At 52.3% G+C, this 19,703-nt stretch carries 13 protein-coding genes and 1 tRNA gene; 10 read left to right on the top strand and 4 right to left on the bottom strand.

The window, feature by feature from the left end:
- Window positions 1–597 precede the first annotated feature (597 nt).
- The 7 genes from HPC62_RS21785 to HPC62_RS21755 all read left to right on the top strand — a co-directional run bounded on the left by HPC62_RS21785 (window position 598) and on the right by HPC62_RS21755 (window position 10,090).
- A complete protein-coding gene (locus tag HPC62_RS21785; RefSeq protein WP_172358499.1) occupies window positions 598–2,835 on the top strand; it encodes a GumC family protein in 2,238 nt (745 codons plus the stop codon).
- A gap of 129 nt (window positions 2,836–2,964) precedes the next feature.
- Window positions 2,965–4,077: a glycosyltransferase family 4 protein gene (locus HPC62_RS21780; RefSeq protein ID WP_172358498.1), complete on the top strand. Its 1,113-nt coding sequence runs from the start codon at window positions 2,965–2,967 to the stop codon at window positions 4,075–4,077.
- A gap of 75 nt (window positions 4,078–4,152) precedes the next feature.
- Entirely contained in the window at window positions 4,153–5,601 is a 1,449-nt protein-coding gene (locus HPC62_RS21775; RefSeq protein ID WP_172358497.1) for an oligosaccharide flippase family protein, read from the top strand.
- A 76-nt stretch (window positions 5,602–5,677) separates the two neighbouring features.
- Window positions 5,678–6,973 carry an O-antigen ligase family protein gene (locus HPC62_RS21770; protein ID WP_172358496.1) on the top strand — a complete coding sequence of 432 codons (1,296 nt, stop codon included), beginning with the start codon at window positions 5,678–5,680 and terminating at the stop codon, window positions 6,971–6,973.
- Between the two features lie 37 nt (window positions 6,974–7,010).
- Window positions 7,011–8,099 (top strand): glycosyltransferase family 4 protein, encoded by a 1,089-nt coding sequence (locus HPC62_RS21765; protein ID WP_172358495.1) that lies wholly within the window; start codon window positions 7,011–7,013, stop codon window positions 8,097–8,099.
- Window positions 8,100–8,104: 5 nt separating this feature from the next.
- Complete coding sequence (locus tag HPC62_RS21760) at window positions 8,105–8,890, top strand: WecB/TagA/CpsF family glycosyltransferase (RefSeq protein ID WP_172358494.1); 786 nt, start codon at window positions 8,105–8,107, stop codon at window positions 8,888–8,890.
- 42 nt (window positions 8,891–8,932) lie between these two features.
- Window positions 8,933–10,090 carry an endo-1,4-beta-xylanase gene (locus tag HPC62_RS21755; protein WP_172358493.1) on the top strand — a complete coding sequence of 386 codons (1,158 nt, stop codon included), beginning with the start codon at window positions 8,933–8,935 and terminating at the stop codon, window positions 10,088–10,090.
- 107 nt (window positions 10,091–10,197) lie between these two features.
- On the opposite strand, the gene glgA is transcribed toward HPC62_RS21755, so the two are convergent.
- Together glgA and HPC62_RS21745 are read right to left on the bottom strand one after the other, a co-directional pair.
- Window positions 10,198–11,676 carry a glycogen synthase GlgA gene (glgA, locus tag HPC62_RS21750; protein ID WP_172358492.1) on the bottom strand — a complete coding sequence of 493 codons (1,479 nt, stop codon included), beginning with the start codon at window positions 11,674–11,676 and terminating at the stop codon, window positions 10,198–10,200.
- Between the two features lie 391 nt (window positions 11,677–12,067).
- Window positions 12,068–12,649, bottom strand: a complete 582-nt coding sequence (locus HPC62_RS21745; RefSeq protein ID WP_225906801.1) for an SRPBCC family protein — start codon at window positions 12,647–12,649, stop codon at window positions 12,068–12,070.
- Window positions 12,650–13,177: 528 nt separating this feature from the next.
- Here HPC62_RS21745 and psbV2 point away from each other — a divergent pair.
- Complete coding sequence (gene psbV2, locus HPC62_RS21740) at window positions 13,178–13,696, top strand: photosystem II cytochrome PsbV2 (RefSeq protein ID WP_390820393.1); 519 nt, start codon at window positions 13,178–13,180, stop codon at window positions 13,694–13,696.
- A 124-nt stretch (window positions 13,697–13,820) separates the two neighbouring features.
- Here the strand turns inward: psbV2 and HPC62_RS21735 are convergent.
- A tRNA-Arg gene (locus HPC62_RS21735) sits at window positions 13,821–13,893 on the bottom strand.
- 106 nt (window positions 13,894–13,999) lie between these two features.
- Between HPC62_RS21735 and HPC62_RS21730 the strand changes: the two genes are divergently transcribed.
- Window positions 14,000–14,488 (top strand): low molecular weight protein-tyrosine-phosphatase, encoded by a 489-nt coding sequence (locus HPC62_RS21730; protein WP_172358490.1) that lies wholly within the window; start codon window positions 14,000–14,002, stop codon window positions 14,486–14,488.
- 133 nt (window positions 14,489–14,621) lie between these two features.
- Here HPC62_RS21730 and HPC62_RS21725 read toward each other — a convergent pair whose 3' ends face one another.
- On the bottom strand, window positions 14,622–17,381 hold the full coding sequence (locus HPC62_RS21725) for a GAF domain-containing protein (protein WP_172358489.1): 2,760 nt from the start codon (window positions 17,379–17,381) through the stop codon (window positions 14,622–14,624).
- 1,057 nt (window positions 17,382–18,438) lie between these two features.
- Between HPC62_RS21725 and HPC62_RS21720 the strand changes: the two genes are divergently transcribed.
- On the top strand, window positions 18,439–19,695 hold the full coding sequence (locus tag HPC62_RS21720; RefSeq protein WP_172358488.1) for an SH3 domain-containing protein: 1,257 nt from the start codon (window positions 18,439–18,441) through the stop codon (window positions 19,693–19,695).
- The last annotated feature ends 8 nt before the right edge of the window (window positions 19,696–19,703 follow it).

Raw genomic sequence — 19,703 nt, 5'->3', positions numbered from 1 at the left:
CAGTTGGACGATTTCTCGCGAGCGCAGCCCGCGAGAAATCGTTCAAAACCCAGAAAACTTGTTGCAAGTACACAAGTCCTGAAACCGTTCAAGATTGCTATTGCAAGAGAAATAAAGAGAGCTTAAAGAAGTATTAGTTGTATTTAAAGAGATTGAGTTTAAAGAGGTCGAATCTAGGCAGGTTCAATGGTTGGCTGACTCTGTAATTTAACGTAAAGCCTAAGCTGTTTTTTCTCTGCCTTTACTAGAGCTTTATTAGAAGTTCAGAAAACCAGGGAGGCACTGTTAAGACGCGATAAAGATAGATATTTTTACTAGCGTAATTGCCACAAGCCAATGAATTATGAGGATATTCAGAGGTGGGGTGAGAGTTTCCGGACGGCTTGGATGAGGCTTGGTTAAAGTCAGTCTCCTGAGCATCTACAGGTGAGCTTTAGGCAAGCTCTAGCAGACTCGAAAGGGTGAGTGTCGCGCCCCTGATGTCTGGTTTCTGAGGAATAGATGCTCTCTGACAGCAGGTGACTTTGCGCTCAGCGGACATTTAGGAGTGGGACGGTTTCTAGTCAGAACTTCGGTCTTTGTAGAAGGTACTTTTTTATGTCTCTAGCTTCCCAAGACTATTACGAGGAAATAGATTTTCAGAAGTATTGGAACGTGTTGAAACGGCGCTGGCTGCCAGCGACCACTGTGTTCCTGACGCTTACTGCGCTGTCTACGGCGATCGCCCTACGTCAAAAACCTTCCTACGAGGCCGAGACCTTGCTTCAAGTCCGGTCGAGCGCCGCCTCAAGGCTGACAGGCGTGGGCGAAGGGCTGGGCGAACTGGAAAGGTTGACCCTACAGAGCAACCCGGTCGATAGTCAGGCGCAAATTATCCAATCTGCTCCCATCGTTTCTGAGGTTATTCAGTCGCTCGACCTCCGCGACGAAAACGGGGACCCCATGCTGGTCAAAGACGTGGTCAGCAAATTGACTGCCCGATCAATCCCAGCGACCGATCTGTTGCGAGTCACCTATGCTTCTGATGACCCCGAGGAGGCCGCAGCCGTACTCAACCGCTTGGTCGAGGTTTATACCAAGAACAACGTTCTGGTGAACCGTGCTGAGGCAGCCGCCGCTCGAGAATTTATCGCCAAAGAGCTACCCAAAACCGAAGCTGCTGTGAGGGCTGCCGACTCTGACCTGCGTCGCTTTAAGGAAGAGAATGGGGTAGTGTTGCTGGAAAGCGAGGCACAAGAAGCTGTCAATATCATCTCCAAGCTTGAAGATCAGGTGACCCAGGCGCGGGCTGAACTCTCGGACACTTCTGCGCGTCTTGCCCAGTTGCAGGGGCGCGTCGGCGCAGATCCCCGCCGAGCAACCGTAATTGCTGCTCTAAGCCAGTCTGCCGGTGTCCAGGAAGCACTGACTCAGTTGCAGGCGGCTCAGCAAGAATTGGCTGTTGAGCGGACTCGCTACACCGAAGACCACCCGGCGATCGCCAATCTCCAGCGCCGGGTGCAATCCCTGGAAGAGCTATTAAGGAATCGAGCCGTCAGTGTTGCTCGATCCGACTGGAATAACATTCGGAATGATCTCCAGGCAGGGGCACTTCAGCAGGATTTGATTGGTGAACTAGTCAGACTGGAAGTGCAGCGCCAGGGGATTGTGCTTCGCCTAGAAACTCTGGCACAAGCCAGCAATGCTTATCGGCAACGAGCAGGGGCACTGCCTCGCCTAGAGCAGCAGCAGCGTGAGCTAGAGCGTCGCCTCAATGCTGCCCAAACGACCTACGAAGCCCTATTGGTCAGGCTCCAAGAAATTCAGGTTGCAGAGAACCAGAATGTCGGCAATGTCCGCGTTGTGTCATCTGCTACCATACCCGACGAGCCACTTCCCTCCAAGAAGAAGCTTTTCCTGGTTGCCGGCGCGCTCTCAGGAATGCTCTTAGGAGTTGCGACGGCCTTCGGCATCGACCTATTTGATCGCTCAATCAAGACCGTGAAGGAGGCCAGAGAAGCCCTTGGCTATACCCTCCTGGGCGTGATTCCTGTCTTTCCCCGATCTGGCAAGTCCAGTTCAGCCCTGGGTGCTTTGGATCATCCTGCACCCCGCGTTGTGGTTCAGGATATGCCGCAGTCTCCAATTGCTGCGTCCTACCAAATGCTGCAAGCCAATCTCAAGTTTTTGAGTTCTGACAAAGCAGTGCGATCGTTCGTCATTACTAGCTCAGTCGCTCAAGAAGGGAAATCCGAAATCGCGGCCAATCTGGCAGCAACGCTGGCTCAGCTAGGTCGCAAGGTACTTTTGGTCGATGCTGACCTGCGCCGACCTGCACAGCACCATACCTGGAATCTAGTCAATGCTGCGGGCTTGAGTAATCTCCTGGTTGATCAGGTTTCCAGCGATTCGGTGATTCAGGAAGTCATGCCGAATCTATATGTCCTGCCCAGCGGCGTTGTACCTCCTAACCCAGTTGCGCTATTAGACTCCAAACGTATGGCCGCCCTGGTTGACGACTTCCTCAAAGAGTATGACTTTGTTCTCTTTGACACGCCTCCCCTTGCAGGCATCGCCGATGCAGCAGTTCTTGGGAAGATGACTGATGGCATGGTTTTAGTCGTTCGCCCAGGAGTTGTCGATTCATCGCGTGCCCTTGCAGCCAGGGAATTTCTGAAGCAGTCTGGTCAGCAAGTTTTGGGCATGGTACTCAACTGCGTTGATGTTCGCAATGAGCCTGATAGCTACTTCTACTATGCAGGCAGCCAGTACCACTTCAGCACTTCTTCTACGGCTCTATCTGGAGCTACCCAGATCGGCGCTGGAGTTGGATCTTCCTCTGCAAAGTCGCAATAAAGTTGAAAAAGCGTCTATCTTATTTGATTCATTGAGATAGACGCTCTTCGGGATGTTGCTAGCCAGTTATCTGGTTGCCTTTATTTATCGCCCGTGTTTATAGAATTTACATCAGGAGTGGTTGAAGCAATGCAATACCATATCGTACTTAGTGGGACGCGCTGGGCACAGACCAATGAAGAGATAAAGCTCGGCAAGCGTCCGCGAAACTACATTGCGCTGCTTCAGGAAGAACTGGGTGCCTGTATAGACATGCCTAATGTAGAAGCAAGCAGTGCAGATAAAGTGCGATCGAAGCTATTCGCAGGGCGGCCAGAAAACTGGGCTTTGGCCAGACAGCTTGTTAAACAGCTCACTTCTGATGATGTTGTCTTCTGCAGTGCCGAAGATTCATCCATACCCTTCTCTGCTTACTGTGTTGGCAAGAAGGATCGCCCTAAGGTTGTTTCGCTGTTTCAGAACTTTGATCGCCCACGGAACCGGCTCACAGCTAGATGGCTGAGGATTGCTAAATCTACAGATCTGTTTGTAGTCGGTTCTAAGTTCCAGCAGGATCTGGTTTGCAGGGATCTCAATCTCCCGAAATCTAGAGTGCTGTATCTGCCACAGTTCGTGGATACAAACTTCTTCACGCCGGGACTCCCTTCTCCAGATAAGAAACGTCCTATTATCGCCAGTGCAGGTCTAGAAAATCGAGATTATCGCCTGGTTGCGGCAGCAACTCAGGATATGGATTTAGATGTCAAGGTGTGTGATGCGTCTCGGTTTGCAAAGCGCTTGAAGAAGTCTTTCCCAGATGTGGTTCCTGCCAACATGGAATTTCGCTATTACGAGATGGGAGAGTTGGTTCAGCTTTATCGAGATGCAGATATTTTTGTAATGAGCGTGTTTGAGAGCGATTATCATGCTGGCTCTACCTCATTGATTGAGGCAATGGCCTGCAAGCGCCCCATCATTGCAACTGCCACAAAAGGACTGTCTTCTTATCTCGATCCAGATGCAATCCTCACAGTCCGTCCGGGCGACGCTGAAGGTTTGCGGAACGCAATATCCTATTTATTCAACAACCCCGACGAAGCAAAGAAACGAGCGGAGCGAGCCTATCAGATTGTGATGGAGCGCCATTCTTTGGAAGTCTATGCAAACACAATTGCTGCCCGCATGAGGGAACTTGGAGGGGGCGATCGCCCTGATGAAAGCATCATCATCGAGCCTGCAAGGCAGCCTGCAAACTTGGTGTAGACAGTGTTGTTCGCCTAAAGGACTCTCAACGCAGAATCAGGCTCAAGGTTTCTACTGGATGTAAGCGGCATAGACATGAAACATCGACGTAAGCTACTCAGCAACTCAGCCTCAATGCTCGTTAATCGAGTTGTGCAAAGTGTTGCGACTTTTGTGCTATCTGCATCCATTTCGCGATTTCTGGGTGCTGATGAACTAGGAAGATATCTGCTTGCCTTCAGCTTTTACTACATTTTTGTCGGGATTGCATCTCACGGACTAAAAAACCTGATGATCCGGATGATTGCTCAAGGAGCAGAGTCCACCAGAAATGAGTCATTTTATTTGCTGAACTGCACGATTCTTCAGCTAATCATTAGCATCTTGGGCTATATTTGCCTGCTTGCAATTGTCACCATCCTTCCATACGAGCCTGGAACGAAACTGACCTGTTACATCATTGGTGCCGCTGTTATCCCCTTCTCTCTTTCCAACATGACTGAGGCCTTCTTTCAGTCACAAGAAAGAATGCATCTAATTGCTACTGCAAACGTACCTGTTTACGTTTCTCGCATCTTGGCAATGATTGCGGCAATGCAGCAGGGCTATGGAGTGAACACGATTGCTTTGCTGTTTGTAGTTTCAGAAACGCTGATTTTTCTGATTCAGTGGGTTCTGTTGACACGAGAGATGCAGATGGACTGGAGGCTTGACCCAAGTTTCATGGTTGCAAAGTTCAAGTCTGCTGCCAGCTTCTTCGCAATTGATAGTCTGGGAATTGTTAACGCCAAGCTCGAATTCTTGATTCTATCTGTGGCAGGGAGTGAGCTTCTCGTCGGGCTGTATGGTGGTATTATCCAGCTCATGCAGCCTTTTTTAATTATGACAGATAGCCTGATGCAGGCGGCCTATCCAGGCATGGTCAAGTCTGTTCAGGAGGGGACAGATAAGCAGCGCAAGATTGCTCAAAGTATGGTTGGAATTCTCCTGTCAATTGCGCTGCCAACCTGTGTCGGCTTCTTCTTTTTTGGAGGAGATTTGCTACAGTTCGTCTACGGTGACGAGCGATTTCGAGATGCAGCTATCATCCTGACTGTGTATTCCTTTTCAAGAGTCTTGGCATCGTTTAACCGACCGTTTGGATTTGTCTTGATGGCAAACGGATTGGAAAGAATCAATATGCGCGAGGGTTCTGTAACAATGGCTGTCAAAGCCTTGTTTGGATTTTTCCTGGTGCCAAGATACCAACTCGCTGGCGCAGTTTCGGTTGCGCTCTTGGTCAGTGTTTCGACATTCTTACAATTTCTGTTTGCTCTTCGTCGTTTGTTCTCAATCAACTTTCTGGAAGTGTTCTATTATCCAGGCTTGATTTGCGCCCTGATGATTCCTATTTTCGTAGGTCTTCAAAGGCTCAATCCAGGCTTCATGATTGTGCTAACCGTCTCTACGCTGATCTATTTCATTATTGTGGGACTGCTTGGTGTCTACGCACTGGGAGGACCAAGGTACGTTTGGTCTAAAGTCGCCAACCGCAGTTCTGGCTAGCTAGTCCCCCGCAGGATGTGTCTATAGACTGATCGTTTTACATTCTGACTCGAATCTTGACGAAGGAGTAAGTGCTGTGAAGGGGCTGTGGCGATTCCTTGAGCTTGCATTTGTTATCGCTTATCTAACTCTTTATGCTGGCGGCATTCTTGCGCTTTTCCTGTCGGGAGGCTTTAGCGAGGGGGATGCAGGTTCTCTGAGGGATGTCGATTTTGCCTTGATTCGACAATTGCTTCTTGTAAACTATGGCATTTCCTTCCTGCTTTTACTATGGCGATGGAAGTATGTTGTTCAACGGCTATTTAGGAGTCCGTTCCTCCTGATTCTCCTGGGGCTTGTGGTGTGTTCAGTTCTCTGGTCTGCTCAGCCAAGCCTTACGCAGACAAGGGCGATCGCGCTTCTTGGCACCACGCTATTTGGAGTCTATTTTGGAACGCGATTTAGTCCGAAAGAGCAACTCAACCTTTTAGCAATTACATTTGGCATCATTTTATTTCTGAACCTTGCCTTTGTGATAGCCCTTCCTCAATATGGCAGGATGAGTGGTATTCATGCGGGCGCATGGCGGGGAGTTTTTATTCATAAAAATCCCTTCGGCCAAATGATGGTTTTGAGTTCTCTGATCTTTCTATCTCTATCTTCTACAAAAGGTAGAAACTCGTGGATGCCAATGCTGGGGCTTGCTGTTTCAGCGCTCATGATTGTCATGTCTGCCTCTAGCTCCTCACTGATTAACTTTGTTACGTTAATCCTGATTTTTATGGTCATCAAGGTCGCGCTTTGGCCAGACCGAATCATGATTCCGGTCATTTGCACTCTTTCGGCGGTCGGTTCTTTAGCTTCCCTCTTCTTGGTAGATTTGCTGGAACTAGTCGTTGGTTCTGTGGGCAAGGATCTAACCCTGACTGGGCGAGCAGATATTTGGCCAATTGTCATTCGTCAGGGTTTGCAACAACCGATCTTGGGCTATGGGTATAGCGGATTTTGGGGGGACTGGAATAGTCCTGGTGCAGCCGTCTGGAAGGATTATGGATGGCTTGCTCCCAATGCCCACAATGGATTCATTGATCTCTGGATTCAGCTTGGATTTGTGGGTGCCGCAATTTTCTTGGTTTGTTTCTTGCAAATGTTTGTACGAGGCGTTCAGCTATCTAGAGGTGCGGAACCCTCGCTGTACTTGTGGTCAGTTATTTATCTTATCTTTACATGCTTGATTAATTCTACGGAATCATCGTTGATGGTCAATAACAGCTTAAATTGGGTTCTTTTTGTCTCACTTAACATGTCTCTACAGCCCAACAGGTTGCGATCGCGACAAACTGAAGAACCTGTTGAGGTTTATATGGGAGCGCTAACACCTTCTGTTGAATAGCTAAGTATTCTGGTGGGATCATTGGGGGAGCATAATTATGAAGATTCTAATGCTGGGAGAAGGACTTTCGAGGAAGGGAGGAATAGTCTCAGTCCAGCAGTTGATCTTGGAGCAGGCTGATGATTCGGGCGTAGAGATTGAGCATATTGCAACGCTGGTTGACGGTTCTTCAATAGAGAAGCTTCGAGCATTTTTCAAAGCTCTCTTTGACTTATCAGGTAGGCTACTTTTTGGCAATATTGACCTGATCCATATTCATGTTTCTGAAAGAGGTAGTGCCTTTCGACAGTCCGTCACCACACTAGTATCCAAGTTATTTGGAAAGCCCGTGGTGATGCATACTCATGGCTCGGAGTTTCATGAGTTTTATGATCATTTACCCATCTTTTTAAGAGCCGCTCTAGGTTGGGTTTATCGTCAGTGCGATCGCTTCATTGTGCTGTCTGAAAGTTGGCAGCAATTTTATGTGGAAGCGCTGAATCTTAAGGAGCAGAACGTATCGGTACTGCCCAACGCAGTCAGAATTCCCAATCAAGTTCCTCGGCGAACTGACGGTCAGGAGGGAGAGGTTCTATTCGTCTTCTTTGGACGTATTGGCCAGCGGAAAGGTGCGTTTGATTTGGTGCGATCGCTGCTTCATCTTTCTGAGCGCGATCGCACTCGATTGCGGCTCGTAATGGCTGGTGATGGCGAAACAGAAAAACTACGTGAGCTTGTTTCAGAACTTGGGCTAGATCACATTGTCACTGTCAGAGATTGGGTCAGCCCTCAAGAACGCGAAGCCCTTTCCAGAGAAGCCAGCGTTTTTATCCTCCCTTCCTATAACGAGGGTCTGCCTATGGCCTTGCTGGAGGCTATGAGCTGGGGACTGGCAATCATTACTACCCCTGTAGGGGGTATTCCTGGACTCATCAAGCATAAAGAGAACGGAATTTTAGTGGAACCTGGAGATATCTATCAAATTGCGGATGCAATTCGGTTGCTGATTGAGAATAACGCCCTCCGAACTAGCCTTGGACATGCTGCTCGCGAGAGTGTGCTTCCATTTGGCGCAGATAGCTATTGGAAAGCGCTAACCGATATTTATTCGTCTACTGCCACAAAGCGTACTGCCACAAAGCGGTGATCATCATGGTTCTTAGCAATACTCTATTCGAGGAGATTCGCATCTTCGGCACAAAGTTTCACAAGATTACAGTTTGTGATCTTCTCAACTCCATTGTTGAATATGCAAAGCAAGATAGGAAGACGGTCATTGGCAACGTTAATACTCGTGGTATGAATTTTGCCTATGACCTGCCTTGGTATCGTGATTTTATTAATCGTTCAGAGCTGGTTTTTTGCGATGGATTTGGGGTTCTTTTAGGCGCAAAGATGCTGGGCTATTCTGTTAAGAGCAGTCACCGCATGACTTGTCCAGACTATATCGAAAGCCTGGTTCTTTTGTGTGAACAGCACAATCTTTCGCTGTATCTTCTTGCAGGAAAGCCAGGGGTAGTGGACAAGGCGATGGCTCAGATGAAGGCGATCGCCCCCAACCTCCGAGTTGCAGGTCATCATGGGCACTTTGCGAAGACTGGCCCAGAAAATGATGCAGTCATTGCAGACATCAACCGATTCCAGCCAGACGTGTTTTATGTGGGCTTCGGAATGCCGCTGCAAGAGAGATGGATTGTAGATAACTTTGACCGCATCGATGCGCGAGTTTTCTTACCGTTGGGAGCCTGTCTGGACTTCTATACGGGAACCGTCTATCGAGGCCCTCAATGGATGACCGATCGCGGGCTGGAATGGCTATCTAGGCTGCTGGTGGAACCGGGGCGGTTGTGGAGGCGATACATTGTAGGCAACCCACTGTTCTTTTACCGAATCTTCAAGCAGCGCATCCAGCAACGTTTCAAGGCTCTGAAACGGTAGCGTTGACCTTTCAGCCCTAGGGAATTATGGCAATAGGGAATTATGGCAATACAATCCCGGCTCGGTCGTCGCCGATTGCTGCAAATCGGAATTGGGGCAGCGATTGCGGGCTGTTCGTCGATTCGGCAAAGGAGTCGCCAGGGCTTTGGCTCTCACAGTCTATCGCCCAGCGCTTTGGCTACAGCAGGCTTCAACTCTCTGGCACAGGTTGCATCCCGGAAAGGGTTTTTCTATGGAGCAGCTTCAGACTATGCCATGCTGTCCTCGGATGCTCAGTTTGCTGCGAGATATGTTGAGAATTGCAGAATTCTTGTTCCAGAAAATGGTCTGAAGTGGCGAGCTTTGCGTCCTTCTCCAACTGAGTTTGACTTTACTAAAACCGACTGGCTATTTGATTTTGCAGTAAAATACAGCTTACAAATGCGTGGCCATACATTGGTATGGCACTTGTCTCTGCCTCGATGGTTTTCAGAAACGGTGAATTCGCGCAATGCGGAGCGCCATCTGGTTCATCATATCGAGTCTGTTGCCGGCCGCTATGCCGGAAAGGTGCATTCTTGGGATGTGGTGAATGAGGCAATCGAAGTTCCAGACGGCCGCCCCGATGGGCTTCGCAAGAGTCCGTGGCTTGAGTTCTTAGGCGAAGAATATATCGATCTGTCATTTCGTGTTGCGGCCCAAGCCGACCCAGAGGCTTTACGGGTCTACAACGATTATGGGCTACAGTATGACACGTCTAGCCATGCGGCAAAACGTCACGCTGCCTTGCGCTTGCTAGAACGGCTACAGGCAAAAGGGACACCGATTCAAGCATTTGGTATTCAGTCTCATTTACGAGCGAGTGAAACTCGATTTAACGCCGAAAAGCTAAGGCAATTTTTGCGGGATATTGCCAGTATGGGCCTTAAAATCCTGATCACAGAACTAGACGTGAGCGATCAGGGTTTGCCTGCTGATATTGAACAGCGCGATCGCCTAGTGGCGGATGCCTATCGAGAATATCTGGATGTGGTGCTGGATGAACCAGCCGTCATTGCAGTGCTGACTTGGGGGCTGAGCGATCGCTATACCTGGCTGTCGGAGTTCAAGCCCCGCGAAGACGGGCTACCTGTCCGTCCTCTACCGCTGGACGAAAACCTGGAGCGCAAGCCTGCATGGTGGGCGATCGCCCAAGCCTTTGATAATGCTCCCCTTCGCTAGATCCTGCCCGCTACTAGCGAGGTATCTCGCAGCGAGGCACTTCATAGTGACTTCATAGCTACACTTCCTTCATAGCTAAACTTCGTAGCTATCGATGATGAACATAGCTATCGGTGACGAATATATTCGTACACACCCAAGTAGGCCGCGCCTGGATCTTTCCACGAGTAATCATAGGCCATGCCTTGCAGGACGAGCTTCTCAAACTCTTCAGGATAATAGCGCCACAGCCCGATCGCCCGATCCATCGCCGACTCTAGCGCCTGAAAATCGGTATGTTGAAAAACGTAGCCGTTGCGCTTTTCGGGCGGGTGGTTTTCGTCATAGTCCCGGTCAAACACGGTGTTCACCAAGCCACCCACGCCGCGCACAATGGGAACCGTGCCGTACTTCAGACCAATCATCTGGGTCAGCCCACAGGGTTCAAAGTTGCTGGGAACGACGATCATGTCTGCCCCTGCGTAGATGAGGTGAGAGAGTTCTTCGTTAAAGCCAAGCTCCAGGTGAGCGTCTGGATTGCTGTAGAGGAAGTTCTTTTCGTGCCAGAACCAGTCGTTGATACCGCGCTCGGTGGCCGACCCCAGCAGCACAAACTGGACACCCCGCAGCAGCGCATGATAAATCGCATGGTGAACTAGATGCACGCCCTTTTGCTCATCCAGCCGACCAATGTAGCAGATGAGGGGCTTTTCAGGGTCATGGCGCAAACCCAGGCGATCGCGCAGTGCTTTTTTATTCTTAACCTTGTTCTCTAGCGTTTCGGCGGTATATTTTGCCGGAATGTATTTGTCAATTTCTGGGTTCCAAATGTCGTAATCCACACCGTTTAGGATGCCACTGAACTTGTAGCTGTGGGTGTGCAGCGTGTGTCCCAAACCATAGCCCTCGCTGCCATAGTGGGCTTCCCAGGCATGGTGAGGCGAAACCGTGTTGACATGATTGGCGTAGACGATGCCACCCTTCATGAAGTTGAGGACGAAAGGATTGAAGTTATCTTGCAGGCGATCGTACTGAAAGTAATATTCCTCGTTGTTTAGCCCCGTCGCCCAGAGAATATCTACGCCGCCAATGCCCTGGTGCTTAAAGTTGTGGATGGTGAACAGCACGCGCTGATTAGCCATGCCGTGCCATTTGTAAATCTCATACAGCATGACGGGCACTAGCCCAGTCTGCCAGTCGTGACAGTGAATCACGTCGGGGCGCTTGTTGGTGCGAAGCAGAAATTCCAGCGCTGCCTTGCTAAAGAAGGCAAAGCGCATGTTGTCATCCGATGCACCGTAGTAAATGCCCCGGTTGAAAAAATTATCCTGGGATTTGGGCTGAATGAAGAAGCAGAGGCGACCATGCACCCAGCCGCAAAACACATCGCACCTGATCGCTGCGCCGTACCAGGGCACCGACAAATCTCGATAGGCCTCGTGCAGCCCCCAGATGTGGTCGTACCTCATGCAGTCATACATGGGCAGGATGATTTCGACCGTGTTGCCGCGAATCTCTAGCTCGCGGCTCAGCCCGTAGACCACATCGCCCAGTCCCCCAGCTTTGATCACTGGCGCACACTCAGAGGCAACTTGCACAATATACATGGACGGCTCCTTGCTGAAGGGAAACTGGCTAATGGCTACGTTGGACGCTGGGCTGGATGCCCCTCAGAAACGCTCTGAGAAACATCTAAAAGCACTTTGAAGGCACTTTCAGAAGAGACACATCAAGAGAGAGCAGCTTAGCTAACGCTTCACATGCGATGCTTCACAAAAGTATAAAACCATATTTTGGGGGACTCGTGGGTAGTCTGGGGCGATCGCCCTCAAGAGATTTTCCCAAAGCCAGACTCGACCGTCAGCCTGACTCTTCTTTTTGAGCAGCGTCCCGCCAGAAACCCTTTGATCGCTCTTGTGACCAAGACTTTCGTAATGTAGGTGTAATTGTAGTGTAGGTGTAATGCAGGGCTGATGCCGTCAGACGCACGCTCGCCCATCAGGAATGAAGCGAAGGAGACAGACTACAGACGAGCAGCAGCAGCCCGAACAGATCGGCGTTCATATTGGGCAAAGCGCGGCGAGACGATCGGGGACAGGCCGCCCGTTCCAAATCTTGCTCAGCGGCATGGGCTAGCTCAGTGGCCACGCGAGCAGCATAGGGGCGAATAAACGACCAGATCAGCGGCGACAGCCAGCCCTTGAGCGTGACAGAATAGGACACTCGCGTACCGCAGAGCGTAGATTCAACGCGATAGGTGACTCGCTCCTCTATCCCCGGCAGCGCTAGGATACGGACGCTCAGCAACTCGCGGGGCGACACCCGCTCAACAAAAATCCGAATCGGAATCGGCAGAAACAGGCGCGAAACCGCTTGATAAATCAGTCCTGGTTTGGGGATGAGTCCTTTGGGAACGTTGGTGCGGGCAATTAGCGGATGCCAGGAAACGTCAGCCAGGTTAATGACTCGCTGCCAGAGAGCATCCACCGAAGCAGAGCTAAGGGCCTGATAGGTTTCCACGAGGGGCTGCACCCATTCTTCCGCACCACGGCGTGAATGCCGACCCCAAAAATCCAACATTTTTCGTCTCCTCGAACACCGAGTCGTTGATCAAACTAAACCAATTTTCGGACTAAATTTTGACCTCATCTAGGGGCTTGCTTCGCGCTAAGCCAGCCTCTAAAAATCTACGAATTCAACGAGGCTCCGGTTCTATCCGCCATTTTTAGTTTTATACCAGGGTTTATCCATCGCTTTATGTAGTCCTGATCCATTCTAAAGGTCTGCTTTTCGTTTCGTTTGTTAAGCCTGGTTTACAAAAAAGCTGGGAGAGCATTCCGCCTGATCGCAAACCGCCCAATAGGACTCTAACGGGACTCTAAAGGCGGCCCTGGGGCAAAAAATGGCGTATTGGGGCGTATTGACCAGTATTGACCAGTTCAACAGGAGATCAGCAGGATATCGTCCCTAGCAGAAACCCGCCAGCAACCCATCAGCAACCCATCAGCGCTAGAGTTAGATAGGAGACACTCGGTTCCACAAATAGCAATGCAGCAGGCTGATCGGAAAGGCACGCAGGAATGGTTTCAGAGGAACCATTGGTTGGAGATACTCTGGTTAGAGATACTCCGACCCGTCGTAACTCGGTGGCGGGTGGCCGGGTGGGTGGTGGTTGGATGCTGGATTGGGGCGATCGCGCTGCTGCCGCAAGGGGCGATCGCCGGGCCTGTTGATCCCTATGTGGCGCGGTTTCTGGATGCCTCCGAGCCAGTGGAACTGCCGCTCGATGCAGACACGACTCGACCGTTCTCGGCGATCGACCTGACCGCAGGCAAGCGCCTGTTTGAAGAAAACTGCAAAAACTGTCATGTCGGCGGTTCGACCCTGCCCAACCCGACCGTGCCGCTGTCTCTTGCAGCGCTGAAGGGCGCAACCCCGCCCCGCGATACCATTAATCGCCTGGTTGCCTTTCTGAGGGCCCCTACAACCTACGACGGCTCTGAAGAGGCGCTGGAGTGTCGTCGCGTTTCGGAGGACTGGATGAACCAGACGCAGGTCGAAAACCTATCCGCCTTCATTCTGCGATCGGCTCAGAAAGCACCTGGCTGGGGCACGGCTGACTTCTAGCCGCTTCCTAAACGTTGCTCTAGGGTTCGACCGGATGAGCTGACTGCCTGACGGAAATGGGCGAAAGCTTAGAGGCTAACCTGTTGCCACGCGCCATTAACGTGTATCAAACGAGCGTACCAAACGAGCATGGAGGGATTCGAACCCCCGACCCTCAGAACCGGAATCTGATGCTCTATCCACTGAGCTACATGCCCTCGGCTTTCTAGCGAACTCTTAAGCAGACTCTTAGAGTAGTAAACTTTAGAGCGATCGCCAATCACCACTCAGAGAGTATAGCACTTTAAACCTGGAACTGGAGACATGCCCTACAAGCTGCTGTTTGTTTGCCTTGGCAACATCTGTCGATCGCCCTCTGCGGAAAATATTATGAACCTGCTGATCCGACAAAACGGGCTAGACGGGCAGATTATTTGCGATTCGGCGGGTACGGGTGCATGGCACATTGGCAACCCGCCCGATCGCCGCATGAACGCCGCTGCTCAGGCGAAGCTGGGCATTACGCTAGAGGGAACCGCCCGCCAGTTTCATCCCGATGATTTTGAGGAATTTGACCTGATCCTGGCAATGGACAAAGAGAATTACGAAAATATTCTGCGCCTCGACCGCAGCGGGCAATATCGCCACAAGGTCAAGCTGATGTGCGACTATTGCCAAACCTATGGCGATCGCGAAGTGCCCGACCCCTACTACGGCGGCACAGAGGGATTTAACTACGTGATTGACCTGCTGATGGATGCCTGCGGCGGATTGCTGACAGAGTTGAAGGCGAGTGGGGCGATCGCCCAATAGAGGCCAGGTTGCCGTTCTCCGCTCACCTGCCTTCTCTCCCGCTCTCTCTCCCGCCTTCTGCAAGGTTGGATGCAAGTTGAAGAATGCGAGTTGAATGTGATGTTGAATGCGACGGAGGCACTCCGCAGGGTGCTTATTCTGGCTGAAGCGGCAGCGTGACGGTGAATTGCACCTGTCCGTCAGCACAGTCTAGCTCCAGCGTCCCTTGCAGACACATCACCAGCTTTTTCACCAGCGCCAGCCCTAGCCCCGTGCCGCCATATTTCCAGGGGTCGTTGTTGGGAATGCGGTAGAACTTTTCAAAAATGCGATCGCGCTCAACGAGCGGGATTTCAGTGCCCGTATTGATGACGCGAATCTGGAGCTTTGGAATGACAAGACCTTGGAAAGGAGGCTCTTCCCTGTCCTCCCACCCAACTCCGTTCTCCTGCCCTTGCCCCCCAGCCTCCAGCCGCCTCTTTCGTTCTTCCCTCTTCGTTCTTCCCTCTTCGTTCTTCCCTCTTCGTTCTTCGTTCTTCCCTCTTCCCTCTTCCCCCTCCTCCTGCCTTTGCCCCCCCGCTTCCAGCCGCTTCACCTCGACCCAGATTTCGCCGCCCGCAGGGGTGTATTTGCAGGCATTGGTCAGCAGTTCTGTAACCACGCGCTCTAGCTTGGCCAAGTCGGTGATCAGAGGTGGCAGACTGTCTGCGTCTAGGCGAATTTGCAGGGATTGCTGGTGATTGCGGGTGCGTTCCTCAAACGGGCGCAGCAGCGGAATCAGCCAGCCTGCTAGGTTAATGCTGCTGAGGTGTAGCGCATCTGCGCCCGCGTCGAGCCGCGACAGGTCAAGCAGGTCGTTGATCAGGCTGATTTCGCGCTGAGACTCTTCCCGCAGGATTTTGAAGTATCGGTTGACCCGGTTTGGCTCTGGCTCGGTGGTGCTGTCTAAAATGCCCGTCTGCCGGAGGATTAGCTCTAGCATTTGAATGGCCATTTTGATGTTGGACATGGGCGTTCGCAGCTCGTGGGAGACGGTGCTGAGGAAGTCGTCTTTGAGCTGGTTGAGTTTTTCCAGCTCTCGTACCTGGGCCTGGGCAGCTTGAAACAGCCGGGCCTGGCGGAGGGCGATCGCACACTGGTTGGCCACCTGCTGCGCCATGCGCAAGTCCTGTTCGCCAAAGGCATAGAAGGCGTGGTTGATCATCCACAAATCGCCCAGCACGCCCTGGTCGTCCATAATGGGCGTTGCCAGCATGGACACGCGCCCGCGCACCGGGTTGGGCACCAGAGAACAGAATTGTAGACTCTGCCCGTTGAGCAATGGGCCGTAGATCTCTGGGAAGGCCGCTAGATCGGCGGTGCGTCCTTGGTAAGGCGAGACGGTGGTGGTGTATTCATAGCGGACGGTGGAAGTGCCCTCTTCCAGGTCATAGAGGGCGGCATTGCAGCAGCTAATCTCGGTGGCGATCGCCAATTCCTGCACTGCCGTTTGCAAAATCTGATCTTCGTCGAGGCTGTCGCGCACCTTGTCGGTAATGCGTTTGAGCGTCGCTTCAAAGTTCGACGCTAGCCGCAGTTCGGCCGTGCGGGCCTGAATCTGCCGCTCCAGATCAACATTCAGGCGCTGCACCTGCTGATAAAGTTCCGATTGGGCAATAGCCAGGTCTAACTGACCCGCAAGTTGGGTAATCAGGTCAATTTCCCACTTCTGCCAGGTGCGATCGCCCAAACACTGATGCACCACCAACCAGCCCCACAGCCTATCCTGCTGCATCATCGGCACGACCAGCATGGCGCGAACGCCCAGCCGTCGCAAAACACTGCGAGAATGCTCTGAAAGGGATTCCGTTTCTAGGCTGCTGAGGCTGTAGACCCAGCCTGCGCTGCTAGTCGAGCGATCGGCAATCGGGAAGATGCTCTCTGGCGGCGGATGCCCGGAAATCGTGGGACACCCTTCGGCGAGTGCATCCACGATGATGCTGCCTGTGCCATTTTCAAACAGGCGGTAGATCAGCACCCGATCTGCCTGAAAGATTTGCTGAACCTGATCTACAGCCGTATTCAGGATGTCTTTCAAATCCAAAGACTGACTCAGCATCCGGGCAAAGTGGGTGGCTTGTTTGGAAACCAGCCCCATCTGCTGCTCGACCAAGGACGTTGGCTGGGCGGTAGAGTCTGTTTGCTTTTGGTGGGTAATATCAGTCAAAAGGCCCAACCGCTGCCAGGGCAGTCCATCGGGCGTGTGAGACAACAGGCGATCGCGCGATCGCAGCCAGCGCCACTCGCCGTTGCTCTGCCGCAGACGAAATTCCACCTCATGCTCATCGCTCGACTCGCCCAACATCTGAGCCAGATACGTCTGCACCCGTGCCCAGTCTTCTGAATGAACCCGTGCAGAGAGGGCGGCGATACTAGGCGACTGTAGTCCCTCTAGGCAATCCCCCAACACTGCCACTATCTGATCGTCGTTGATCAGCATGAGGCGGTGCGCCACCCGGTCATAGACATAAACCAGGTCAGAAATCAGCGTGAGCAGCGGTTGAATGAACGGCAGCAGCGCATCTGAGAAATCCGCCAGGCTGCTAGCTTTCAGGCTGCTAGCTTCCAGGCTGCTAATTTCCAGGCTGTCAAACTTGAGCAGGGATTGAGCGATTGCAGACGATGAAGCAGCGGAACCGTCGATCGGTGGCGCAGGAGAAGAGTGCGATCGCGCATGACTGTTGCTCAAATGGGAACCGCCTGACAAAGATTCGGGCCCAGTGCTGTGTCTATTCTCGCAGTTCCGTTCAGAATTCTCCGCCGACTGACAAGAAGATGCCGGAGCAGGGCGCTCGGAAAGGGGCGCATTTCCCGACTGCGGTTCCTCCGAGTTGGATTGGGGCGGGGTCTTTTTCGACCGAGATTTTAGGCTCATGGGCGGGCTTCCTGACAAGCAATGCGGCTTGCCGCTGATCAAGACACCGAATTTGCCTAATCCATCGAACCAAAACGAACACAAGGGCATGAGGGGTTTAACAGTCTCACACGACGCATCCTCAATCTGCCTCACGGTAGGCGTGATCTCTGCGCTCAGTCATTTTTGCAGCTAATCTCTCAATTGACTTTTGTGATAGACATCTATGCTGTGAACCCCTGAGGCAAGATGGGCGATCGCCCTTTTATGTTTTGCTTCGGAAAGTTAGGTTACTTCACGGCTCTAAACAGATGGCTTTGCACCTGATTCAACTCGTGTATTAACTCAAGCGAGTGGTTTTAAGATGCCCACAATCTGGGACAGTCTCACGGTTCGTTCAAAATTCGTGAGTTGTTTGAGTCTCCTAAACTGGAACTTCCCAAATTGATCATTCGCAGCGCACCCGACGCTCCCCAGAAATCACGAGAACAAACCCCAGAACAGCAATAGGATTCAACCCTTGCTGAAACTCAAACCCTGGGCAATTTCTGGTGCGTTCTGGGCACTTTTGCGGTCAAAAATCCGTCCTGCTGAACCAAACTCTAATAGTCCGGCTTCGCGGGTTAAGTTTTCTCACGTTTGTTTGGCAAATCTTCATGATTAATTGTCAGGCTTGGTGTTGATTTAACCCAGCAGTTCGCAATCTCCGCAACGATCCCCCCCACTCACCTTTCACGGTTCCATCCATGCTGCTTAAACCAGGAAGATTTTGCAAAATCTGCGAATTTTCTCTCAAATAAGCCCTTTCCGAAATCGTAGTACCATAAGCTGTATCGCTTATGAGTAAACCCTTGTAGAGCTTGGCGATCGCCCCTCTCGTTCCTTCGTCCTCTCATTTATCCATCCCCGCAATCATTCACCCCCCGATTACCTGCCCCAAATCACCTTAGGACTGACGCAATTGGACGATTTCTCGCGGGTTGCGCCCGCAAGAAATCGTCCAAAACCCAGAAAACTCATCGCAAGTGTGTCAGTCCTGCACCTGTAAGAAATCCTGTAAAACAAAGGTCACACCGCTATGGAATCCCTCGCCTATCTCCACACCGCCCTCCTCTACGAAAGCACCGAGCCAGCGCCCGAATTGCGCGACCTGAGCGAGCTATTGCCCTCGCCCACCAGCGCAGCGTGGCTCTCGGCGCAGATCTTGGCAGCGGCTCTGGTTGTCGGCACGGCGGGGTCTGCAATGGCCGCTACGGGCACTGTGCAGACCAATGGCAACCCGTTGAACGTCCGCAGCACCCCAGGCGGACCAGTGGTCAGCAGCTTGCCCAACGGCGCACGGGTTGAGCTAACGGGTCGCCGCAGCGGCAACTATCTAGAACTGGCCAACGGCACCTGGGTTTCCGCCGACTGGGTTGCGGTGGGCAATACCAGCCCGACCCAGCCCCCCAGCGGCACCGACCGAGCAGTAGGCTTTGTGAATACTTCGGGAGAGCCGTTGAATGTCCGCAGTGCGCCTGGTGGGGCAATTGTAGGCACGCTGCCCAACGGCACGCGAGTCGAACTGACGGGTCGTTCCAGCAACGGCTTTTTGGAACGCACCAACAGCACCTGGGTCGATGGCCGCTACATTACCTACAGCCAGCCGCCCGTCACGACTCCTCCGCCCAGCCCCACCCCCAGCCCCGGTGTGGGCGCAGGTAGCAGCACCGCCTTTGTGCGGACTAATGGCAGCCCGCTGAACGTGCGAAATGCCCCCGGCGGCGCAGTTGTTGGATCAATCGCCAACGGCAGCCGGGTGGATCTGACGGGTCGGCGCAGCGGTGAATGGGCTGAGCGCACCAACGGCACCTGGATTTCGAGTAATTGGATTACGACCAATCCGGGAACTACGCCCCAGCCGCCCACGCCGCAACCCCCTACCCCGCAGCCGCCCATCGGAGGCGATCAGGGTACTAAATTTGTCGCAACCAACGGCAGCCCGCTGAATGTCCGCAATGCGCCCGGCGGCACCATTATTGGGGCGATCGCCAACGGCAGTCGGGTCGAACTCACAGGTCGCCGCAGCGGCGAATGGGTTGAGCGCACCAACGGCACCTGGGTATCTAATAATTGGCTGGTTGATAATCCCTCTGGAAATGTGGGCGGCGATATTTCCTTCGGGCGAGTCCGCACCAACGGCAGCTCGCTGAATGTCCGCAATAGCCCCGGTGGGCAGGTCGTGGGAACGATTCCTAACGGTAGCCGGGTAGCGCTGACGGGGCGACGTAGCGGCGGCTGGGTGCAGCTAGAGCGGGGCGAGTGGGTGTCGGGCGATTGGATTGTGATGGAATAGTCCGATTT

It is taken from the genome of Thermoleptolyngbya sichuanensis A183, from assembly GCF_013177315.1.
GTDB classification, from domain to species: Bacteria; Cyanobacteriota; Cyanobacteriia; order Elainellales; family Elainellaceae; genus Thermoleptolyngbya; species Thermoleptolyngbya sichuanensis.
The sequence above is the reverse complement of the archived record's forward strand: the minus strand, read 5'-3'. Positions and strand labels throughout refer to the sequence as shown.

Excerpts from the sequence above, each read along its gene's own strand:
- HPC62_RS21765 (WP_172358495.1), top strand. The coding sequence starts at position 7,011 with ATGAAGATTCTAATGCTGGGAGAAGGACTTTCGAGGAAGGGAGGAATA.
- HPC62_RS21785 (WP_172358499.1), top strand. The coding sequence starts at position 598 with ATGTCTCTAGCTTCCCAAGACTATTACGAGGAAATAGATTTTCAGAAG.
- HPC62_RS21720 (WP_172358488.1), top strand. The coding sequence starts at position 18,439 with ATGGAATCCCTCGCCTATCTCCACACCGCCCTCCTCTACGAAAGCACC.
- HPC62_RS21725 (WP_172358489.1), bottom strand. The coding sequence starts at position 17,381 with ATGAGCCTAAAATCTCGGTCGAAAAAGACCCCGCCCCAATCCAACTCG.
- HPC62_RS21775 (WP_172358497.1), top strand. The coding sequence starts at position 4,153 with ATGAAACATCGACGTAAGCTACTCAGCAACTCAGCCTCAATGCTCGTT.
- HPC62_RS21780 (WP_172358498.1), top strand. The coding sequence starts at position 2,965 with ATGCAATACCATATCGTACTTAGTGGGACGCGCTGGGCACAGACCAAT.
- HPC62_RS21755 (WP_172358493.1), top strand. The coding sequence starts at position 8,933 with ATGGCAATACAATCCCGGCTCGGTCGTCGCCGATTGCTGCAAATCGGA.
- glgA (WP_172358492.1), bottom strand. The coding sequence starts at position 11,676 with ATGTATATTGTGCAAGTTGCCTCTGAGTGTGCGCCAGTGATCAAAGCT.
- HPC62_RS21730 (WP_172358490.1), top strand. The coding sequence starts at position 14,000 with ATGCCCTACAAGCTGCTGTTTGTTTGCCTTGGCAACATCTGTCGATCG.
- HPC62_RS21745 (WP_225906801.1), bottom strand. The coding sequence starts at position 12,649 with ATGTTGGATTTTTGGGGTCGGCATTCACGCCGTGGTGCGGAAGAATGG.
- HPC62_RS21760 (WP_172358494.1), top strand. The coding sequence starts at position 8,105 with ATGGTTCTTAGCAATACTCTATTCGAGGAGATTCGCATCTTCGGCACA.